The organism is Solitalea longa (assembly GCF_002920915.1).
Lineage (GTDB): Bacteria > Bacteroidota > Bacteroidia > Sphingobacteriales > Sphingobacteriaceae > Solitalea > Solitalea longa.
Genome location: NZ_PQVF01000005.1, coordinates 1 through 21,767, shown reverse-complemented (window position 1 = coordinate 21,767; position 21,767 = coordinate 1). Strand labels below are relative to the sequence as shown.

Sequence of the window (21,767 nt, the reverse complement as noted above, 5' to 3'; positions counted from 1 at the left end):
AAAGAGTAATTATTTCTCATTTTCCCTAAATACTTTGTAACAAGAAACAATGTACCATATACAGCCAATTGATATCATTACAAGTTCTGGAATTGAAATGCCTGTGTATTTTCCAACTATCAATGTTATGATCATTAATAAAGCCGGAAGAATTATTTCCTTTCTATAGAACCGATTTTCTGAATGCTCATCAATTGATTCTTCGGAAATCTCATAGATAGAAGATGCTTTAGTAAGTTGTGAGATGCTCGGGATTTTTTCTCTTTGGGCTTTTATTTTTAGATTCAAGGCTTTTGTTTCAACATTTAATTCCATAGTTTCGAAGTTGTTGAGCAAAAATATTCCTTTTTCACAAAATAAAGATTAATTCATTATAATATTTTCAATTTAAGTATAAATACGTACAACTAATAGTCAGGCATTCTTCTTAAAGTTTTAATCTTTTAAGTAGAGGTAAAAACAAAAGGTTCCTTAATTTATTGTTAAGATTTGTTAAGGAAAGAAGTATTGAATTGCTTTGACTTATTTTTGGGAATGCTCAATGAATTCCATTCATCCTTTTTAATGAGCTTGCCTAATTGAACAATTTGCCCTACATGGTAAGCATAGTGGTTTACCTGTCTGTTAATGGCATCCAAAGCTGTATGAGCTTCGCCCCTAATATAAACTGTATTCAACAGCTCGTTTTCAGACATGTTTTCAAGTAAATTAAAAAGGACCATCCAGCCATTCTCCCAGGTTTTAAACAACTCTTCCTTGGAGAGCTGCTGTTCATTGAACTCTCCATCGCGGTTACGATCTGGTTTTTCACCGTCAGAAGTAAAAAAATCAACAAACCTCGATCTTATATTGCCGGTTACGTGTTGTATCTGAATGGCAATCGAATTTGTGTTTTCATCGGGAGTGTAGTGCATTTCCTCCTCCGAAAGCTGAGCAAAGGTTTTGTCTCCAAGATCTTTTTGGGAAGCAAACACCTTTTTAACGTTTTTAAGGTAAACCAGTCCTATTGTCTCCATTTTTATCCAAATAAATAACCAAAAACTTCTTCAATTTTACCTACACTAACAATTGCAATTTTAAATCGTTTTAAATCGAGTGATTTTTGATTGTATTTAGAAATAAAGATTTGCTCGAAGCCCAATTTTTCGGCTTCGGCAATTCGCTGTTCAATACGGTTTACAGCGCGGATTTCCCCGGATAAACCTACTTCGGCAGCAAAACAGGTCTTATAAGAAACAGGAATATCTTCATTGGAAGAAATAATAGCAGCCACAAGGCCCAGATCAATTGCCGGGTCTTCAATTCGTATGCCGCCAGTAATATTTACAAAAACATCTTTCATACCCAGTTTAAAGCCACCTCTTTTTTCAAGAACAGCTAAAAGCATATTCATCCGTCGGGTGTCAAAGCCTGTAGCCGATCGTTGTGGTGTTCCATAAGCCGAATGACTAACCAATGCCTGGGTTTCAACCAGCATGGTTCGAGCTCCTTCTATAGTAGCTGATACGGTAACGCCACTTAGCGGCTCGTCACGTTGCGATAATAATATTTCCGATGGATTTGACACTTCGCGCAGTCCGCTGCCCTGCATCTCGTAAATGCCCAATTCAGAGGCCGAGCCAAAACGGTTTTTTACAGCTCTTAAAATGCGGTAGGAATAATGCCTGTCGCCTTCAAACTGCAATACCGTATCCACCATATGTTCCAGTATTTTAGGACCCGCAATCATGCCATCTTTAGTAATATGACCGATCAAAAAAACAGGGGTTGCGGTTTCTTTAGCAAATCGCAATAATTCTGCTGTACACTCCCTTACCTGCGAAACACTTCCAGGTGTTGATTCAATATGAGCTGAATAGAGTGTTTGTATGGAATCAATGATTACAATACCCGGATCAAGCTCTTCTATTTGTTTAAAAATATTTTGAGTAGATGTTTCGGTAAGAATATAACATTCACCGCTTTGGAGATTTTGGTCTAAACGCTCGGCGCGCATTTTTATTTGCTGATCACTCTCTTCACCCGAAACATATAAAACGCGATGTCCATTAAGGGTTAATGCCAGTTGCAGCATTAAGGTCGATTTTCCAATACCAGGTTCGCCCCCAATTAATATGAGCGATCCAGGAACAATTCCCCCACCTAGAACACGGTTTAATTCTTCATCTGAAGTTTGTATTCGCGATTGTTCTTTATAATTGATCGCATTAATGTCTTGTGGCTTTTGAGCTCGCTGGGTGCTTGTTGATTGCGATGCAGCTTTCCAGTCAGGTATACTTGCATTCGGTTTCTCAATTACTTCTTCAACAAAAGTGTTCCATGCCGAACATGCTGGACATTTGCCAAGCCATTTAGGTGATTGATAACCACAGCTTTGACAGAAATAAGAGGTTTTTATTTTTGACAACGTAAGTGAATTTGAAAATTTGAGGATATGAAAATGTGAAAATTATGGGCAATAAAACTAATTAATTTTCAAATTGCTTGGTTTTCAAGCTAAAATAGGATTGTCTGGATGAGGGGTTTTTCTTTTTGACAATAAAAAATTAAGTTTGAAAATAACCTAAATTTTTATTTATGAATCATTTATTAGCTTTTCTTAACCTAGGTATACCCGAATTAGTATTGATATTTTTTGCGGTTATCCCCGCAATGGTGTTATGGATTGTGTGTTTAGTAGATATTGTGCGTTCCAAAATGTCAGTTACCAACCTATTGTTGTCAATCCTTTTGATTGTAATGTTTCCCTTGATTGGAAGTATTCTTTATCTAATCATAAGGAATAAGTTGAAAGAACCTGCTCAAGCTTAGTGATGAGAATATCAAAAACGCATTTGAAAGGAGCTTTTGCTCCTTTTTCTGCTTTTAGGAATTTAGGTTCAAGATAGATCGTTAAAATTTATCTTCTTTCTTCTACTTTAAAACGAGATTTCTTCTTCGTTTGGATTAAAGAAATGATATTCAGTAAGCGCATAAGAAGTAATAGATTTAATTTTTACCCACTTACGATATTTGAATAACCATTTCAATCGAATTGAAGAAAATCCTTTAGTTAAATAAGCAGCAATGTAAGGGTGAACACATAGCGTAATGTTATTCTCATTCTGCTCTTCTAAAATGTATTGAAGATTATTCTGAATATCATCAACCAGTGTAATGGTTGCTTTAACTTCACCGGTTCCATTGCAGGTAGGGCATTTTTCTACCGTTACAATGTTCATTTCTGGACGAACACGCTGACGGGTAATTTGCACTAATCCAAACTTGCTTGGAGGAAGGATAGTGTGTTTTGCACGGTCTTCCGACATTTCCTTACGCAAAGCATCATAAAGCGCTTTCCGGTTTGCCGGTTTGTGCATGTCGATAAAGTCAATAACTATAATTCCACCTAAGTCGCGCAATCGTAATTGACGGGCAATTTCTTTAGCCGCTTCAACATTTACAAGAAGAGCATTTTCTTCCTGCGTATCTTCACTGGCGTTGCGGTTACCGCTATTAACGTCGATAACATGCATTGCTTCTGTGCTTTCCAAAATCAAGTAAGCACCGCCATGGAAATTGATTGTACGACCAAAGGATGATTTGATTTGCTTTTCAATTCCATATTGTTCAAAAAGAGCCTCTCGGCCTTTGTGCAGTTTTACAATTTTCTCTTGTTCAGGAGCAATATTGTGGATATAGGAACGAATCTCTTCGTAAATACTCTGATCATCAACAACGATGTTTTGAAAATCAGGGCTTAGAATGTCGCGTAAAATGCTCGATGTTCTGTCAATTTCTCCTAAAACCTTACGGGTAGGATCAGCTGATTTTAAGCGACGGGCAAACTCTTCCCATTTATTTACCAGCTCAGTAAGATCTGCATGCAATTCAGCTACACCTTTGTTTTCAGAAACGGTACGAATGATTACACCAAAGTTTTTAGGTTTGATACTTTCGATCAGTTTTCTTAAACGCATGCGTTCCGCAGAGCTCTTAATTTTTTTGGAGATGGAAACGGTATCAGAGAACGGAACCAGTACAACAAAACGGCCGGCAAGAGAGATATCTGAGCTCAAGCGCGGACCTTTAGTTGAAATAGGTTCTTTTGCAATTTGTACAGGAATTAATTGGCTTTTGCTAAGAACTTCGGAGATCTTACCACTTTTATTAATATCCTCTTCGCCGTTAAAACTTTGAAGATTGTGGTAGTTATGACTTCCGTTACGTACTTCTTTGGTTACCTTTAATAGCGATCGTACCTGCGGCCCAAGGTCGAGGTAATGTAAAAAGGCATCCTTCTCATAGCCTACATCCACAAACGCGGCATTTAACCCCGGCATAATTTTTTTAATTCGACCAAGATAAATATCGCCAACAGCATAATTCTTATTACGCTGCTCTTGATGTAGCTCTATAAGTTGTTTATCTTTTAATAAGGCGATGGTGACTCCGGTAGGAGTTGAGTTGATTAGAAGTTCCTTTACCAAAAAATAAATCCTTGATAATCCCAATGGCTCATAAATGAGCAACATTGGAGTTGGTTAGAAATACGATTAATTCTCTACTTAAATCCAATGAAAAACAAGGACACAAGTGCATTCGTTTGCATTTCATGTCCTTGTAAGCAATAATAGCGAAAAGAAGATTAATTATTTCTTCTTATGTCTGTTTTTTCTTAAGCGTTTTTTGCGCTTATGAGTAGCCATTTTATGTCTTTTTCTTTTCTTACCGCTTGGCATAATTTCAACTCGTTTAAAGTGTTACAATTTATTTAAGCTCTTTTATAATCATGTCTACCTGCGCTATAAATTGCGGGTCTACAATGAATTCTTTTGATTTCTGATAGGCTTCAATTGCTTTAGCTTTTTCACCCATATAGCGATAGGTTTCGCCTAAGTAAAAATAAGCATCTCCGCTTGGAGCTTTTTTCAGAACAGTGATAAAGCGCTTCTCTGCCTTATCATATTGTCCCGAACGCATAGAAAACAAACCTAAACTTAGGTTGGCTTTTATGTTTTCAGGTTCTTTTGCAATAACCTCACGGAGCAAGGTGATACCCTGCATTGGGTTTTGCGTGGTTTCAACATAGCAAATTCCTAAACCTGTTTTAGCATCAAGATTATCAGGTTCAGTTTTTAAAACGTGCTGATAAGCATCAATGGCTTTATCGGCAACGTAACGAACGATCAAGCTATCGCTAATAGAAGCGGTGCCGGTTTGTAATTTGTCGGCAGCAAGAAGCCAGTTTTTTGCCTCAGGTTGGGCTTTAGCCGCATCATAATAGTATAAGCCACTCACGTAACTTAAACTTTTGTCGGTGTTTTCCCATTGTTTTGCTAACGACCTTTTCAATTCAGCATTTTGAGGATCTTTAGAAAGTTGTGTTTCTAGCTCTTCAATTTGCTTAACAGCTCCTGTACTTAGTTGCTTTTTAGCAGATTTAGAAATCGATACTGTTGAAATCTCCGAAGAAACTTGCGTATTCTCCGGTTTTTTGCCCTCTTTTGGATTTACCAGTCCTTTGATGTCGAGTGAATACAGTACACCAACCAGTGCAACTGATGATCCAATAACTATTATTTGTTTTCTCGACAGCAATTCGATAGGGGGTTAAAATTACAATTCTACTTTTTCTTCAGCAGAAGCAGCCATTTTAGCTTTTGCGCTACTGTTCTTAACTTTTTCTACAAATACTTTTGCAGGTTTAAAGCTAGGGATAAAGTGTTCAGGAATAATAATCGCAGTGTTTTTAGAGATATTTCTGGCAGTTTTTTCAGCTCTTTTCTTGATCACAAAGCTTCCAAAGCCTCTTACGTACACGTTATCACCCTCAATCATTGAGTTTTTGATTACCTTAAAAAATGCTTCTACGCATTCCGCTACATCAACTTTCTCAATTCCAGTTTTTTGTGCAATTTCTGCAATTACCTCAGCTTTAGTCATCTTTTTTCTTTTTAAAGTCCTAACGTCTTCATTAATTTGGGGTTGCAAAGTTATGTGTTTAAACCGATTATAAAAATCTAAATAATATTTTTTTAAATTGTTTGTTCAAGAAGTTACAAAGTGGTATCAAATTAACAGGAGAACCTTACCCTGGAGAAATACCAATGACGCTTATATCATATGGTTGTCAGAAATTATTTTACAGCAAACCCGTGTAGAACAGGGACTTCCGTATTTCTACAAGTTTCAGGAACGATTCAAGACGGTAAAAGAGTTTGCCTTGGCTTCAGAGGATGAAGTATTAAAGCTCTGGCAGGGACTTGGTTATTATTCAAGGGCGCGCAATATGCATGCTACGGCAAAAGCTGTAATGGAGAAACATCATGGAGTTTTTCCAACTCGATATGAGCAGTTACTGCAGCTAAAGGGAATAGGAGAATATACAGCTGCAGCTATTTCTTCCTTTTCGGCAAATGAGCCTCATGCTGTGGTTGATGGAAATGTTTATCGCTTATTGTCGCGGTTTTTTGGCATTTCAACTCCCATTGATTCAACCCAAGGCCGAAAACAATTTAAGGAATTGGCTTATGAACTGCTGAAAGAGGCTCAGCCGGCAGAATATAATCAGGCAATTATGGAATTTGGTGCAATTCAATGCAAACCTGCAAGCCCAAATTGTGCAGAATGCCCGCTTTCAGTTAATTGTGTAGCTTTTATTGAGGGAATTGTAAATACGTTGCCAATCAAGACAAAGAAAACGAAGGTTAAGGAGCGATTTTTTAATTACCTGGTCTTTAGAAACAATAATGATTTGCTGTTAAATAAGAGAATTGCCAAGGATATATGGCAAAATATGTATGATTTTCCATTGATTGAGAGCGCAAATCGGCTAAGTGAAAAAGAATTATTGATTTCCGATGATTTTAAACAGTTGATCAGTACAAAATCAGTGATAATTAAGGCCGTTTCTGAAGAACTTAAGCACGTGCTTTCACACCAGGTTATTTACGCTAAGTTTTGGGAACTAGAGTGTAATCATCAGGAAAACAGTACAATGCAAAATGGTTTTTGGGTAGCCGAAGAGGAACTTGAAAGTTATGCTTTCCCAAAATTAGTTGATAATTATTTAAAAAAGTTTTAACTTATTCTGATAAATCTAAATTTACGCTCTAATACAATTTATCTATGTCTGGAATTAATAAAGTTATTCTAGTTGGACATTTGGGCAAGGATCCCGAATTAAGACACCTGGAAGGCGGAGTAAAGGTAGCTAGTTTTCCTTTGGCCACTTCCGAAACATACACTAAGGATGGTAAAAAGGTAGAACAAACAGAATGGCACAATATTGTGATGTGGCGCGGTTTGGCAGATATTGCTGAAAAATTTCTGGTGAAAGGAAAGCTGGTTTATATTGAAGGTAAACTCCGGACCCGTTCATGGGAAGATAAAGAAGGCCACAAACGTTATCAAACGGAAATAGTTGCCGATAACTTTACCATGCTTGGCAGAAAAAGTGATAACGAGCCTGTTAATGGCGGCTATCAATCTACCGGATCGTACGAAAGTTCTCATGGAACTACAAAAATTGACGATCACGTTCCTGCAGCTATTTCGGCCAGTCAGGATGCCGCGGAAGATGATCTTCCTTTTTAATTTAAAACATCTATTTTTTTAATACTTAGCAGGTTCCTCAAAAAAAGGAACCTGTTTTTTTTATATAAATAATTGATTAGTAGTTATTTGAAATTCATAACTTTAATCAACCTCACAAATAAACCTTCTATTCTAACCTAAAATCTAAATTTATGGCAACCAATATTGTTGATAGCTTAAAAAGCTTGGTCACTCCTGATTTGGTTTTAAATACCTCTTCTATGCTGGGTGAATCTTCAGGAAATATTAGTTCGGCCTTTGGACTTTCATTTCCAAGTATTCTGGCGGGTTTATTAAATAAATCTACAGATATGAGTGCAATGAGTGGTTTATACAGTATGATGCAGGGCGCCGGAACCAGTAATATATTATCGGATCCAGGTAGTTTGGTTTCGGAGCTGGGCGCGGGAGGCAGCGGTATTATTGATCAGGGTAAACAATTCTTATCTTCTTTGTTTGGTAATAAAACGGCTGAGCTTTCAACTACGATTGGTTCGGCTGCAGGAATAAAAAGCTCCTCAGCTTCCTCCATTTTAGCAGTGGCTGCGCCTTTGGTGTTGAGCTTTTTAGGAAATAAAGTGAACACTGAAGGTTTGGGTTTAAGCGGCTTAACCAGTTTTTTAGGCAGTCAGAAAGACAATATTATTAACGCGGCTCCTGCAGGATTAGGAAGTTTGTTAGGAATTGGCAGTTTGTCGAATTTAGGATCAAGTGCAGCAAGCGCTGTTAAAAGTACAATGGAAGGAACCGGTAAACGAGCAGAATCTTCAACCGTTCGAAATCTAATTTTATTGGCAGTAGGCATATTGGCTGTATTCTTTTTATGGAGAAGCTGCAATAAGAAAGAAGATATGAGTACAGTGCCTTCGACAGTTGATTCGTTGGCTAATAAAGCCGAAACTATGGCCGATTCAGCTGCTTCAATGGCTTCGGATGCCTTAGCTAAATTGGGTGCTTTCTTTAAAAAGAAACTGCCGAACGGGATTGAACTTAATATTCCGGAAATGGGCATTGAGAATAAGCTCCTAGCTTTTATTGAAGATACAAGTAAGCCAGTGGATAAAACAACATGGTTCTCTTTCGATAGGTTAACCTTTGAAACTGGTTCTGCAGTTTTAAAACCTGAATCGGAAGAGCAGTTGAAAAATATTGCGGAAATTTTAAAGGCCTATCCTAATGTGGAGGTTAAACTTGGTGGTTATACCGACAATGTAGGTGATGCGGCCACTAATCTGAAGCTTTCAGCTGATCGTGCCAATAACGTTAAAGCAGAACTTGAAAAATTAGGAATAGATGGGAAACGTATAGCTGCTGAAGGCTATGGTCAAGACCATCCGGTGGCCAGTAATGACACCGAAGAAGGAAAAGCTCAAAACAGAAGAATTGATATCAGGGTGACGAAAAAATAATGAAAAATGGGGCCAGGTCAATTTTAGGATCTGGCCCCATTTTTATTTATTGAGCTGTTTTATTCATATAATCAATAGTGAGATTAGCCAGTGCTTTTACACCCAGCTTAAATCCGCTTTCATCAATGTAAAAATCGGCGGTATGATGTGATGCCACTTCTTCAGGTTTTTTACCTTTCTCCATTCCACCTAGAAAGAAATATAATCCAGGTACTTTTTTAGCAAAGAATGAAAAATCCTCAGAACCCGTCATTGGTTTCCGAAGAATAACATTGTCTTCCCCTGCGGTTAATTGTAATGAAGGAAGCATTAAAGCAGTAAGAGCAGGATCATTAAAAGTAACCGGATATGAGGCACTGAACGGGATTTTAACATCTGCTGTAGCGCCCATACTTTCTGCCGTTTTTGTAGCGATGGTTTTAATACGTTCTTTTGTCAGCTGATCATCTTCGGCAGTAAATGTTCGAATGGTGCCAATTAGCTCCACTTCTTCCGGAATAATATTGAAACGTGTTCCTCCCTTTATACCTCCAATAGTTACAATAGCAGGGTTTTCAGTAATGTCTATATTTCGGCTTACAACTGTTTGTAAGCTAGTGATAATTTGCGCAGCTGTAACTACAGGATCAACTGATGACCATGGTGCAGCACCGTGTGCTCCCTTGCCTTTTACAACAATCTTCATATCATTTACACCTGCCATTATAGCTCCTGGGCGATAGGTAATCGTTCCTGCTTCGGTTTGGGAATTAATATGTAAGCCGAAAATAACATCTACGTGAGGATTCTCCAATACGCCCTCTTTTACCATCTGTTCAGCTCCACCAACTTCTCCGGGAGGAACTCCTTCTTCCGCGGGCTGAAAGATGAACTTCACATTGCCGTGTAGCTGATCTTTCATGGAGGTTAAGATCTCTGCGACACCCATTAAAATAGCAGTATGAGAATCATGCCCGCAAGCGTGCATTACCCCAACATCTTGTCCGTTATAAATGGTGTGTATTTTAGATGCAAAAGCAACAGGCGTCCGTTCAGTAACCGGAAGTGCATCGATATCGGCTCTAAGCCCAACTGTAGGGCCAGGTTTGGCGCCTTTTAGTAAAGCAACAACACCCGTTTTAGCTACTCCGGTTTTAACTTCCAAGCCTAAGGAACGTAAGAAAGTGGCAATTTTTTCGGCGGTCTTTATCTCCCGGTTTCCGAGCTCAGGGTTTGCATGAAAATCTCTTCGCCAATTGATCACTTGTTGCTCAATGGCATCGGCTTTTTGGTTTACTGTGTTGCGTAAATCTTGTTTCTGTTGTGAAAAGGCTTCAAAAGAAATTGAAATGCAGGCAATGGGGATAAGCAGGTAACTTTTCTTCATATCTTATTAATTAGTAGATTTTTATAAAGATATAATTTGAAGCGAAAAATATACCAATGAAAAACGGGTCAAAAGATGTACCCTTGACCCGTTTTAAATTTTATGAATAAAACTGAACTAAACAGTTGTTTTAATTTTTAGTTCATCTAATTGTTCTAATGCAATTGTTGATGGAGAGTCGATCATCACATCACGACCTGAGTTGTTTTTAGGGAAGGCAATTACATCGCGAATGGTATCTAAGCCTGCAAATAACGAGCATAAACGGTCGAAGCCAAAGGCAATACCTCCGTGTGGAGGAGCTCCGAATTCAAAGGCATCCATCAAAAATCCAAACTGCTTATGTGCTTCTTCAGTGCTGAACCCTAAGTGTTTGAACATCAAGCTTTGCAATTCTTTGTTGTGAATACGAATCGATCCTCCACCAATTTCAGTTCCGTTTAATACCATGTCATAAGCATTAGCACGAACAGCTCCAGGATCAGTTTCTAACAAGGCAATATCTTCAGGTTTAGGAGAAGTAAACGGATGGTGCATTGCATGCCAGCGTCCGCTTTCTTCATCAAACTCCAATAATGGGAAATCAAGCACCCACAATGGAGCAAATGTATCTTTATTACGGAAACCTAAACGATTTCCCATTTCTAAACGAAGTTCATTTAGTGCTTTACGCGTCTTGTCAGTTTTTCCAGCAAGAATCAGGATAAGGTCTCCTTTTTCAGCGCCGAAAGCATTTACCCATTTCTGAAGTTCTTCTTCCAAATAGAATTTATCAACTGATGATTTAATGGTTCCATCTTCGTTGTAACGGCAATAAACCAAGCCTGTAGCACCAATTTGTGGTTTTTTAACAAAATCAGTTAACTCATCAACCTGTTTGCGGGTGTATGGCGCGCAACCTTTAGCACAAATACCAACCACTAATTCGGCATCATCAAATACTTTAAAGTCTTTGCCTTTTACTATGTCATTCAGCTCAACAAACTTCATGTCAAAACGAATATCCGGTTTGTCAGAACCATAGTATTTCATAGCGTCAGCATAGGTCATGCGTGGCACCTCAGCAATATCAATTCCCTTAATCGACTTAAATAAATGTTTAAATAAGCCTTCGAACATATTTAAAATGTCTTCCTGCTCCACAAAGCTCATTTCGCAGTCAATTTGAGTAAACTCAGGCTGGCGATCGGCTCGTAGGTCTTCGTCACGGAAACATTTTACAATTTGAAAATAGCGGTCGAAGCCCGAAACCATTAGCAGTTGTTTGAATGTTTGAGGTGATTGAGGAAGTGCATAAAACTCACCCGGGTTCATACGGCTTGGCACCACGAAATCACGAGCTCCTTCAGGTGTTGATTTGATCAATACCGGCGTTTCAACCTCAATAAACTTATGATTGCTTAAATAATTGCGGGTTTCATGAGCCATTTTATGGCGTAGCTCCATGTTTTTACGCACAATTGCTCGACGTAAATCGAGGTAACGGTATTTCATGCGTAAATCATCGCCACCATCGGTTTCATCTTCAATTAAAAAAGGAACTGTTTTGGCAGCATTTAATATTTCAAGTTTAGAAACTTTAATTTCAATTTCTCCGGTAGGTATTTTAAGGTTCTTGCTTGAACGCTCAATCACTTTTCCGGTAATTTTAATTACAAACTCACGGCCCAATTTACGTCCCTCAGCACAAAGCTGCTCGTTATCATCCATGTTAAAAACTAACTGGGTAATTCCATAACGATCACGTAAATCTATAAATGTCATTCCTCCCAAATCACGCGATTTGGCAACCCATCCGCTCAGGGTCACTTCTACCCCTAAATCTTTTATCGTTAACTCTCCGCAAGTGTGTGTTCTATGCATATACTTATGTTTTGCAGTCTGTTGAGGCGCAAAAGTAATTATTTACACCGAAATTAGTTGCTTGTTGACATGCAATTAAAGTAGTAAAATCTAACTAAATTAAGGCTTGCAATATCATTTTATCAGTGGAAATGCTTTTTAACTGCATTTTCGAAAAATATTTAAGTAATGTGCAACATTTTGTAAAGTGCCTATGTCATTACAACGAAAAACAAATCCATTGGAAACACTAATTCTCGACAGGCATATAGACTTGGTAGAAAAATGTCGAACGGGCAGCAGTAAAGCTCAATATGAACTTTACCGTTTGTACTCACGCAGTATGTTTAGCGTGGCAATGCGCATATTAAATGATACAGGAGATGCAGAGGATGTGTTACAGGAGTCGTTTATTGATGCTTTTGATAAGCTCGAAAGCTTTAGAAGCGAATCGACTTTTGGCGGCTGGTTAAAACGCATTGTAATTAATAATTCGATCAATTACCTGCGAGCAAGGCGGGTAAAGTTTGAAGATATTGACAATCATCCGGAGGTAGATATAGAAGATGAAACCGTTGATGAAGAAGAGTTGGAACTAAGAGTCTCGGAAGTACGGGCTGCTATTCAAAAATTAGCTGACGGTTATCGTACTGTATTGACGCTTTACCTGTTAGAGGGGTATGATCATGAAGAAATAGCGGAGATATTGAACATAAGCGAGTCAACTTCCAGAACGCAGTATATACGAGCCAAGAAACGCTTGCTGGAGATTTTGAAAAAGTAGTCAGTCTGCAGTAAGCACACTCCGGTAGGAGGGAGAATAAAATTTAAGTAGTTAGAATAAAAATCGATTTAAGATGGAGGTGTATTTCAAATCCGAAATCTAAAATCTCAAATCTAAAATAAAATGAAAGATCGTTTGGAAAGTTTTGTTGAAGAGCACCGTGATGAGTTTGATGTTTACGAACCCAATCCGCAAGTGTGGCGCTCAATAGAGAAGACCATGCGAAATGAGCCTAAAGTGCTTAAGCTGAGTTTTAATTGGCGTATTGCAGCCGCCATCGCATTAATAATTGGTTTTGGATTTACTGTTTTCAGAGTGGCCAACAGAACTCCGCAACCGGAAGACAGTTTGGCGAAAATCAATCCTGAATACGCTCAAACTGCTTATCATATGGCGGCTTTAATTGATATAAAGCGCGATGAGCTTAAGCAAATTCAAAAAGAACAGCCTGAGTTATATCAGGAATTCTCGGGTGATTTGGAACGTCTGGATAAGAATTATCAGGCCATGAAAATTCAATTGGGAGGTGCTGCCAACCAAGAAACCGTGGTGGAAGCCATGATTCAAAATTTACAATTGCAGATCGATCTGTTAAATCAACAGTTAACAATAATTCAACGAATAAATAATAAAAACAAACAATATGAGAACAAAGGTATTGCATTATAGATTTTTACTCATTGCCTTTTTAATGCTTGCATTGGGCGCCAAAGCCGCTGATGGAGAAAGTGGGGAGTTTGGTGTTCAGAAGAGCAAGAAAATAATCAGAACTTATCAGGTAAGCACTAAAGATGGACTTTCTATAGATAATAAATTTGGTTCTGTTACCATTAATACCTGGGACAAAAGCGAGTTTAAGATTGAAATTACCGTAGTAGCCAATGATAATTCAGATGAAAAGGCTCAGAAACAGTTAGACAGGGTTAGCATAACAGATAGTAAATCAGGGACCGAGGTTAAATTCGTAACTAATATTGCCAGCGGTAATAGCTGGAACTGGAAAGGAGATGATGATAAAAAAGGGCTTGAAGTGAACTATGTTGTTTATATGCCTTCAACCAATTCGTTAAGCATAGAGAATAAATACGGTCCGACCAGGGTGCCTGATTTTAATGGTCCGTTAACTGTTAACCAGACTTACGGGAATTTCACCGGAGGCAATCTTAGAAGCAGTGCAAATTCAATAAACATTAAATACGGAGGAGGAACTGTAGAAAGTATTAAAATAGGAAGTTTTGATGTGTCATATTCAAAGTTAAGCGTTGGAAAGGCTGGAAATATTTCTGTTGTGCACCGGTACGGAAATCTGGATATCGATGAAGTGGATCAGTTAAGTGCAGATATTGACTATTCAGGAATAAGAATTAATCAGATCAACCAGTCAGGATCAATTAACAGCAAATATTCGAGTGGAGTTAAATTGAATAATGTTTCCAAGTCATTGAAATCATTGGTTATCAATTCTGCTTATTCAGGGGTTACGCTCAGCTTTGCCGACAATGCCACCTTTGATGTATCAGTGAATGTTTCTTATGGCGATTTTGCATATGATAATAGCAAGTCAGCCGGTATTTCACAACAGGGTAATGATGGAAAAGATTGGAAACCCTCAAAAAGCTTCAGTGGGCGTTACGGTACCGGAACGGTTAATGGAAAGATCTCAATAAGTGCTAAGTATGGCAATGTAAGGTTTAATTAAGCTTCAATTGAAATTGAATGAAAAGCCCGGTTTTGTCGGGCTTTTTTTATTCTAATGGAGCAGAAAACCTCAATATTATTTATCTTCGGGACTCTTTAAAACTATAAATTATCTATGGAGTGGATATCCAATCCCGACGCTTGGTTGGGGCTTTTAACATTAACGTTTCTTGAAATAGTATTAGGGGTTGATAATATTATTTTCATCTCTATTGCCTCGGGCAAACTTCCCCCTGAATTACGTAAAAAAGCAACCAATATCGGTTTGTTATTGGCGATGGTTCTACGTATTGTCTTATTGTTAGGTATTAACGTACTAATCTCTATGAAAAAGCCTTGGATTAGTTTCCATGCTTCATGGTTTCATGGCGATTTTTCAGGGCAAAGTTTAATCTTGCTTGCAGGAGGAATCTTTTTACTGTATAAAAGTACATCAGAAATTCACCATAAATTGGAAGGGGAGGAGCATCCTGAGCAATCAACAACTAAAAAGGCAGCTTCAAGTTTAGGCAGCGCAATTGCTCAAATTACGGTTATTAACATTGTGTTTTCATTCGACTCAATTTTAACAGCGGTGGGAATGACCAACGGACTACCGAATGCACTTGTTTTAATGATTGTTGCCGTGATATTATCAATGGCCGTTATGATGCTTTTTGCAGCTCCAGTTGGAAAGTTTGTAAACGACCATCCCACTATTCAGATGTTGGGAATGGCGTTTTTAATTTTGATCGGCTTTATGTTGATAACGGAATCTGCGCATTTGGGCCATGTTTCCGTTTTGGGAAGTGAGGTTGGTGCCATTCCAAAAGGCTATTTATACTTTGCCATTGCATTTTCGTTAGGGGTGGAGTTCCTTAATATGCGACTGAGGAAGAAAGGGCCTCCAGTTCATCTGCATGGGCCTACATCTGACGAAATTGTAAAATAGATTAATAGAATGATAGAATGATAGAATGATAGATGAGCTTTAAGCACTTTATTCAATCATTCTATCATTCGGGCATTCACTCATTAAATAACCCTGCACATCACACCTTTTAAATATTCCGATTCCGGGAATGATGCCAAGATTGGATGATCTTCCGGATGACCGAACTGCTCGATAAACTGTACCTCTTTGCCTGCGTCCAATGCCGCCCATGCAACCGCTTGCTTAAGCATGCCTAATTCAACCCCTCCGGAACAAGAGAAAGTTGCTAACAATCCTCCTTTGCCTAATAATTTTAAGGCCTGAAGATTTAAGTCTTTATAGGCTCGTAAAGCCCTATCAACTGCCGATCGGCTAGGAGCAAGCTTCGGTGGGTCTAGAATAATCAAATCGAAATTTCTATTCTCTTCCTGAAAACGTCGTAAAGTGTTATTCGAATCCCCTTTTATCAACTCATCTTCTAAAAAAGTAATATCATTTGCTTTATGATTCCTTCGAACCATGTCAATAGCTAAGGCTGATGAATCTACACTCATAACTGATTTGGCTCCGGCCTTTTTTGCATTTAATGTAAAGCCGCCTGCATAGCAAAAACAATCTAAAACGTTTAACTCTTTGGCATAATCAGCAACACGTTTACGTGTATTTCGCTGATCTAAAAAGTATCCTGACTTTTGACCGTCTGCTATATTAACCACGAATTTTAATCCATTTTCAGTTATTTCGGTAAACTCTGCGGGTTCGATGCCTATCAACAATCCATTTGAAGCTTTTAAGCCTTCTAAACTGCGGGCGGTAGCATCGCTTCTTTCGTAAATCCCTGTTGGCTTTACTAATTCAAATAAATATTCGGCAATCAGTTGTTTTCGTACTTCAATGCCGACAGTTAATACTTGAACCACCAAATGATCAGCATATTTATCAACTATTAAGCCCGGTAAACCGTCTGCCTCACTATAAATTAATCTAAATGAATTCGTGTCTTTAGAATTCAATAAATGCTGGCGGCGATTAACTGAAGCCTTGATCTTTTCTTTCCACCATTGGTCGTCAACTTGAGTTTCCTCATTCCACTCGATGGCTCGCACCATAATTTTTGAGAGGTTATTAAAATAACCATAGGCAAGAAATTCATTTTTTGCATTAACAAGCTTTATGATTTCTCCTTGTTCAGGGTTTTGTTTTATGGTTTCGAGAGCACCTGAAAAGACCCAAGGGTGATGTTGTTTTACAGCTTTGTCTTTTCCGGCTTTAATCTGCAGCGTTTTCATGCTGCAAAAGTAGACTTTTGAATACACAGATTAGTATTAATGCTAGTTTTGCACTATGATATTCAAATTTGATGAAGATCCGGGCGTCTCGACCGATGAATTTTATATGAAGCAAGCCCTGAAGGAGGCTTATTTGGCAATGGAAGCGGATGAAGTGCCAGTAGGAGCAATAGTGGTTTGCCGAAATAGGGTTATAGCTCGTGCTCATAATTTAACCGAGCGATTGAATGATGTAACTGCACATGCAGAAATGCAAGCCATTACTGCGGCTGCCAATTTCTTAAACGGGAAATATCTGGATGAATGCACACTGTATGTAACCTTAGAGCCTTGTGTAATGTGTTCGGGAGCTTTGCATTGGGCACAAATTGGACGTATTGTTTTTGGAGCATTTGATCCGAAACGTGGTTTTATGAGATTAATTCCAAGTCCTTTACATCCGAAAACAGAATTTGTTGGAGGGATTTTAGAAAATGAATGCGGTCAGCTGATCAAAGATTTTTTCAAACAAAAAAGGTAAACAAAAGTTAAAATAGAGGGGGCAGTTGAGTTTTCATGTTTCAGTTTGAAGATTGATTAATCTCCTGAATTCTTCGTTTTAATTCTTTTCAGTTTTACACTATGCTCTTTAGTGCTAAACAAGTAATTTTACAAGCAAACTATTGAGCTTATTAACAATTATCTATTCATCTATTGTTTAACTATATAAATCTATAAAAATGTCATTTGAATTACCTGCGTTACCATACGCTTTCGACGCCTTAGAGCCAAACATCGATAAATTGACTATGGAAATTCACCATGGTAAACACCATCAGGCCTATGTAACTAACCTTAATAATGCTATTAAAGGTACAGATGCCGAGAAATTAAGCATTGAAGAAATCTGTAAAAATATCTCTAAATATCCGGTTGCAGTTCGTAACAATGGCGGTGGTCATTATAACCATTCTTTATTTTGGGCAGTAATTGGCCCTAATGCAGGTGGTTTGCCAACTGGCGATCTGGCTAATGCTATTAACAGTGCATTTGGATCGTTTGATGCATTTAAAGAAAAATTTGCTGCTGCAGGTGCTACCCGCTTTGGTTCTGGCTGGGCTTGGTTATTGGTAAAAGATGGTAAACTAGAAGTTTCCTCAACCCCTAATCAGGATAATCCTTTAATGGATGTTGCCGAAGTAAAAGGTACTCCAATTTTAGGAATGGATGTTTGGGAACACGCTTATTATTTAAAATATCAAAACCGTCGTCCAGATTATATTTCAGCATTTTTTAATGTGATTAACTGGAATGCAGTTGCTGAACGTTTTGCAAAAGCAAAATAGTTTACGATGTTTTATAAAAAAAGAAACCCTGATTCAATATTGAATCAGGGTTTCTTTTTTTATAGTTAACCAATTAATTGGTTTGTTTTACATCAGAGAAAATAATGCGCAATTTCATGCTGTAATTGACGCCTTTCGGGCCACCAAATGCGCCTCGCTCACTAGATATTGCCGGATTATCGAATGTCAAAAACAATTCGTCATCATTCGCTTTTCCATCCAAAATATCTTGTATGTATTTAGTGACTAATATAGAATAGTTCTTTTTACTGGAGTTATAGTAACCACTGTATGCAGCTCCTGTAGTCGAGTATCGGTTATCCGAAGGATTGTTGTCAGGTATTTGAATAAATGCTCCTGATTTTTTTTGTCCCTGGTTAAGTAAAATACGTAGCGGGCTTGCAAAGGTTCCATCAGTTCCCTGATCAATACTCACAACTAATTCAGCTTTGTTGATCGCTTTTTTACTATCCTTAATGATTGATTTTACGTATGGGAACCTAACTTTTGTTTTTACTCCCGCCATTGATTGGGCATACACGGTTTGTTGTGTGTTAGCGCCACCACCTAATAACGTTTCTATAACCGTTCCGGCATAATCATGGTTAAAATAATTGCTTTGGGCAACAGTGCCAGATAACCTGAGTGTATGGAATGTAGTGTCGGTTGGTGTATGGTAGTAAAAATTTATTACAGACTTATCGTAGGTTTGAACATCCAGTTTAAATATTCCTCCCAAGCCTGTTGTTTCATTGGGGTTAATTCTTAGTTTGATTCCTTTGATATACGAATTAAAGTTGGCCACATTTTTATAAATGGTTGCCGGAGCATTAACAAACTTTAAAATAGCGTATTCTTTATCGATTGGAATTCGAATTTGTGCCTCAACCGTTTTTAATGTATCAGGTTTGTCTTTGATGAAATCAAAGATTTTGATCTTGCTTAAATTGGGTGTTATTAATGCCGTACCTATGGCAGTTGAACTTTTTGGGTTGAAGTATTGATCAGAGAAATAAGAAGTGTCCACTCTCATCGGGTCGCCAAGTTCCTCTACCAAAAAGCGAAACTTCGAAGTAGAAGCGCCATAGAAAGTGTTTGCCATTTTCGATGTATCCTGATAGGCTAATACCAGTACAGCCGAATCGAGCACAGTTCCTGCAGGAAATGCAAATGCCGCCGAATCAGGTTTTAATAATTGTGTATTTATTTCTGCATAGCTTTTGCCAAAAATGTCATCGTTCATATAGCCTAAAAGCTTGGTATTGTTGGCTAATGAAGTTCCGTTATAGCTAAAATGATTATCTGTACGAACCGGTTGATCAGCAACCAGCAGTGTTTGTACAGTAAAGGTGTCTGTTTGTACACCATTTTGGTAATCGGTATCACTTAATCCGATTCCATCAGGGTTTTCGCAACCCGAAAAAATAAAAAGACTTATTAATAGAATTAATAAGTCTAGTTTAACTAATTTCATATATGACTTAATGATCTCTAATTACTTGTTATTAAGCTGAAACCAATTCTGCATTAGCCATTTCCTCATAAAACTGGGCATATGTTTCAGTTTGGTCAAAGGTAGTATAATTCATGACAGGTTTGCCGCTTGCTGCAATAAATTCTTCAACTTTCGGATCAATTCGCTCGTCTCCTTTAATTACAGCGTCAGCAAATGCAATAGCTCCCATGTGAAGTGCTGAATTTGTTGCCGGTGCATAATGAGTAAGATCTTGTTCCGTCATTTGACTCATTACTGCTTTTTTGCTAAAGTCAGCATGTAAACCTCCGTTAAAGCTGTTTTCATAAACCGAATAGGCGACCTTAGTGTTTTTAAACATTGGGTCGTTTTTATAGGTGGTTTTTAAATAAGCAGGAACCAAACTGCTCATCCAACCATGACAATGTACAATGTCAGGAGTCCAACCTAATTTTTTAACGGTTTCAATAGCACCTTTGCTGAAGAAAATGGTACGCTCATCGTTATCGTCAAAGAACTTTTCTTTATCATCACTAAAAACGTGTCTTCTTTGGAAATATTCTTCGTTATCCAAAAAATACACCTGCATTTTTGCCCCTTGAATCGACGCTACTTTGATAATCAGCGGGTTATCATTGTCGTTAATAACAATATTCATCCCTGATAAACGAATAACTTCATGCAAACGGTTACGACGCTCGTTAATGCAACCGAAACGGGGCATTAAAACTCTGATCTCATAACCTTGTTCTTGGATTGCTTGCGGAAGTTGGCGGGTGATTTTTGAAATTTCGGTCAACTCTAAAAACGGTGACATCTCGTGGGTGATGTACAGAACCTTCTTCTTTGCCATGCTCTTCTGTTACTTAAACTAATTGTGTACTAAGCCAATAATGCTGCAAATGTACGAATATTTTCTTAATTATAAAGGATTTAACAATTTCTCTTGCATATTAGGCTTGGTTTTTGCAAAATTTGCGGTTTTTAAACTTTTTCACCTTGTTACAAATAATAACTACAAGAGTTAAAATGCAGCAGATAGCTGTTGACCTAAAGGCTCAGGGTAAATCACTAGGTTTTGTACCGACAATGGGAGCTTTACACAATGGGCACTTAAGTCTGATTTCCAGGTCAATTGCTGAAAATGACGTAACTGTTTGTAGTATTTTTGTTAACCCCACCCAGTTTAACGACCCCGCAGATTTAGATAAATATCCACGCCCAATTGAAGCGGATATCGAAAAACTGAAGTCAGCCAATTGTGATTATTTGTTTCTGCCTTCGGTAGATGAAATGTACACTAAAGGTGAAACCTGGCACCTGGAACTTGGATACCTCGAAACTATTCTTGAAGGGGCATTTCGCCCGGGCCATTACCAAGGGGTTACACAGATAGTAAAAAAGCTGTTCGATATTGTTCAGCCAACCCGTGCTTATTTCGGACAAAAAGATTACCAACAAATCATGGTTATTCTTAAAATGGTGGAAATGTTTAATATTCCTGTAACTATTATTCGGTGCCCTACCGTTAGAGAAGAGGAAGGATTAGCTATGAGTTCGCGAAATGTTCATTTAAAAGAAAAGGAACCACAGACAGCCCTTAAACTTTCAGAAGCTTTAGCATTTATTAAAAGCAAAACAGGAAAAGGTAGCCTGCCTGAAGTTTTAAAAGAGGCAAAAGACCTGATTAACGAAGCTCAAATTGGCTTGGAATACCTTGTAATTACCGATGGAGCCACACTTAAGGAGATATCTGAATGGGGTCAATCAGCAGAACCCGTTGCTTTAATTGCCGCCAAAGTAGGTAATACCAGGTTGATCGACAATATGGTGTTGGTATAAAATGTTCAATCAATTTAATCCTTTCCAGAGTTAAGGCAAGATATGAATGATATACATTCAATATACACTATCTATGCTTTATCCATGCCTTATATATGGCTTTGCCCCGTCCTTGATCCCGTCCATGACCCGTCCTGAAATAACTATACAGATTAGTGAATAAATCCTGGATTAACTATACACTGGATGTTGTTAATCCTAATTAACCTATACAGGCTGTTTTTCGAAGTTACTTTTTTTAGTGTTA

22 protein-coding genes are annotated in these 21,767 nt (G+C 38.0%); 11 read left to right on the top strand and 11 right to left on the bottom strand.

The annotated features are described in order from the left end of the window. Positions 1-9 precede the first annotated feature (9 nt). The 3 genes from C3K47_RS07585 to radA all read right to left on the bottom strand — a co-directional run bounded on the left by C3K47_RS07585 (position 10) and on the right by radA (position 2,407). A complete protein-coding gene (locus C3K47_RS07585; protein ID WP_103788526.1) occupies positions 10-315 on the bottom strand; it encodes a hypothetical protein in 306 nt (101 codons plus the stop codon). Between the two features lie 167 nt (positions 316-482). Then, positions 483-1,016, bottom strand: coding sequence for a DUF1572 family protein (locus tag C3K47_RS07580; protein ID WP_103788525.1), 534 nt, complete (start codon positions 1,014-1,016; stop codon positions 483-485). A 2-nt stretch (positions 1,017-1,018) separates the two neighbouring features. Continuing rightward, positions 1,019-2,407 (bottom strand): DNA repair protein RadA, encoded by a 1,389-nt coding sequence (radA, locus tag C3K47_RS07575; RefSeq protein ID WP_103788524.1) that lies wholly within the window; start codon positions 2,405-2,407, stop codon positions 1,019-1,021. A gap of 170 nt (positions 2,408-2,577) precedes the next feature. Here radA and C3K47_RS19865 point away from each other — a divergent pair, with 170 nt between their 5' ends. Next, entirely contained in the window at positions 2,578-2,811 is a 234-nt protein-coding gene (locus C3K47_RS19865) for a PLDc N-terminal domain-containing protein (RefSeq protein ID WP_103788523.1), read from the top strand. Between the two features lie 107 nt (positions 2,812-2,918). Here C3K47_RS19865 and C3K47_RS07565 read toward each other — a convergent pair whose 3' ends face one another. The 3 genes from C3K47_RS07565 to C3K47_RS07555 all read right to left on the bottom strand — a co-directional run bounded on the left by C3K47_RS07565 (position 2,919) and on the right by C3K47_RS07555 (position 5,961). After that, complete coding sequence (locus tag C3K47_RS07565) at positions 2,919-4,469, bottom strand: Rne/Rng family ribonuclease (protein WP_103788811.1); 1,551 nt, start codon at positions 4,467-4,469, stop codon at positions 2,919-2,921. A gap of 280 nt (positions 4,470-4,749) precedes the next feature. Further along, positions 4,750-5,580 carry a tetratricopeptide repeat protein gene (locus tag C3K47_RS07560; RefSeq protein ID WP_103788522.1) on the bottom strand — a complete coding sequence of 277 codons (831 nt, stop codon included), beginning with the start codon at positions 5,578-5,580 and terminating at the stop codon, positions 4,750-4,752. Positions 5,581-5,598: 18 nt separating this feature from the next. Beyond that, positions 5,599-5,961: an HU family DNA-binding protein gene (locus C3K47_RS07555; protein WP_262508178.1), complete on the bottom strand. Its 363-nt coding sequence runs from the start codon at positions 5,959-5,961 to the stop codon at positions 5,599-5,601. 61 nt (positions 5,962-6,022) lie between these two features. Here C3K47_RS07555 and mutY point away from each other — a divergent pair, with 61 nt between their 5' ends. From mutY to C3K47_RS07540, 3 genes are all read left to right on the top strand, one after another. Then, the gene (gene mutY / locus C3K47_RS07550; protein ID WP_103788520.1) at positions 6,023-7,066 is read left to right on the top strand and encodes an A/G-specific adenine glycosylase; all 1,044 of its coding nucleotides are present in this window, start codon (positions 6,023-6,025) and stop codon (positions 7,064-7,066) included. A gap of 44 nt (positions 7,067-7,110) precedes the next feature. Then, on the top strand, positions 7,111-7,578 hold the full coding sequence (locus C3K47_RS07545) for a single-stranded DNA-binding protein (protein WP_103788519.1): 468 nt from the start codon (positions 7,111-7,113) through the stop codon (positions 7,576-7,578). A gap of 152 nt (positions 7,579-7,730) precedes the next feature. Continuing rightward, on the top strand, positions 7,731-8,987 hold the full coding sequence (locus tag C3K47_RS07540) for an OmpA family protein (RefSeq protein WP_103788518.1): 1,257 nt from the start codon (positions 7,731-7,733) through the stop codon (positions 8,985-8,987). A gap of 46 nt (positions 8,988-9,033) precedes the next feature. Here the strand turns inward: C3K47_RS07540 and C3K47_RS07535 are convergent, their stop codons facing one another. Both C3K47_RS07535 and aspS read right to left on the bottom strand, forming a co-directional pair. Then, entirely contained in the window at positions 9,034-10,353 is a 1,320-nt protein-coding gene (locus C3K47_RS07535) for an amidohydrolase (protein WP_103788517.1), read from the bottom strand. Between the two features lie 117 nt (positions 10,354-10,470). After that, the gene (aspS, locus tag C3K47_RS07530; protein WP_103788516.1) at positions 10,471-12,216 is read right to left on the bottom strand and encodes an aspartate--tRNA ligase; all 1,746 of its coding nucleotides are present in this window, start codon (positions 12,214-12,216) and stop codon (positions 10,471-10,473) included. A gap of 193 nt (positions 12,217-12,409) precedes the next feature. Here aspS and C3K47_RS07525 point away from each other — a divergent pair, with 193 nt between their 5' ends. The 4 genes from C3K47_RS07525 (at position 12,410) to C3K47_RS07510 (ending at position 15,608) form a co-directional block, all read left to right on the top strand. After that, positions 12,410-12,979, top strand: coding sequence for an RNA polymerase sigma factor (locus tag C3K47_RS07525; protein ID WP_207765255.1), 570 nt, complete (start codon positions 12,410-12,412; stop codon positions 12,977-12,979). A gap of 123 nt (positions 12,980-13,102) precedes the next feature. Next, positions 13,103-13,648 (top strand): hypothetical protein, encoded by a 546-nt coding sequence (locus C3K47_RS07520; protein WP_103788515.1) that lies wholly within the window; start codon positions 13,103-13,105, stop codon positions 13,646-13,648. After that, positions 13,623-14,678, top strand: coding sequence for a hypothetical protein (locus tag C3K47_RS07515; protein WP_133159347.1), 1,056 nt, complete (start codon positions 13,623-13,625; stop codon positions 14,676-14,678). The genes C3K47_RS07520 and C3K47_RS07515 overlap by 26 nt, the downstream gene beginning before the upstream one ends. Before the next feature lie 114 nt (positions 14,679-14,792). Continuing rightward, complete coding sequence (locus C3K47_RS07510) at positions 14,793-15,608, top strand: TerC family protein (RefSeq protein ID WP_103788513.1); 816 nt, start codon at positions 14,793-14,795, stop codon at positions 15,606-15,608. An 83-nt stretch (positions 15,609-15,691) separates the two neighbouring features. On the opposite strand, the gene C3K47_RS07505 is transcribed toward C3K47_RS07510, so the two are convergent. Next, positions 15,692-16,879: a class I SAM-dependent rRNA methyltransferase gene (locus C3K47_RS07505; protein WP_103788512.1), complete on the bottom strand. Its 1,188-nt coding sequence runs from the start codon at positions 16,877-16,879 to the stop codon at positions 15,692-15,694. Between the two features lie 55 nt (positions 16,880-16,934). Here C3K47_RS07505 and C3K47_RS07500 point away from each other — a divergent pair, with 55 nt between their 5' ends. Continuing rightward, entirely contained in the window at positions 16,935-17,399 is a 465-nt protein-coding gene (locus C3K47_RS07500; RefSeq protein WP_103788511.1) for a nucleoside deaminase, read from the top strand. A gap of 199 nt (positions 17,400-17,598) precedes the next feature. Continuing rightward, complete coding sequence (locus tag C3K47_RS07495) at positions 17,599-18,204, top strand: superoxide dismutase (protein ID WP_103788510.1); 606 nt, start codon at positions 17,599-17,601, stop codon at positions 18,202-18,204. A gap of 73 nt (positions 18,205-18,277) precedes the next feature. Here C3K47_RS07495 and C3K47_RS07490 read toward each other — a convergent pair whose 3' ends face one another. After that, the gene (locus C3K47_RS07490) at positions 18,278-19,678 is read right to left on the bottom strand and encodes a DUF4270 family protein (protein WP_103788509.1); all 1,401 of its coding nucleotides are present in this window, start codon (positions 19,676-19,678) and stop codon (positions 18,278-18,280) included. Positions 19,679-19,709: 31 nt separating this feature from the next. After that, on the bottom strand, positions 19,710-20,531 hold the full coding sequence (locus C3K47_RS07485; protein WP_103788508.1) for a glycogen/starch synthase: 822 nt from the start codon (positions 20,529-20,531) through the stop codon (positions 19,710-19,712). A gap of 113 nt (positions 20,532-20,644) precedes the next feature. On the opposite strand from C3K47_RS07485, the gene panC reads away from it, so the two are divergent. Then, entirely contained in the window at positions 20,645-21,520 is an 876-nt protein-coding gene (gene panC, locus C3K47_RS07480; protein WP_317043015.1) for a pantoate--beta-alanine ligase, read from the top strand. Positions 21,521-21,767: the final 247 nt, after the last annotated feature.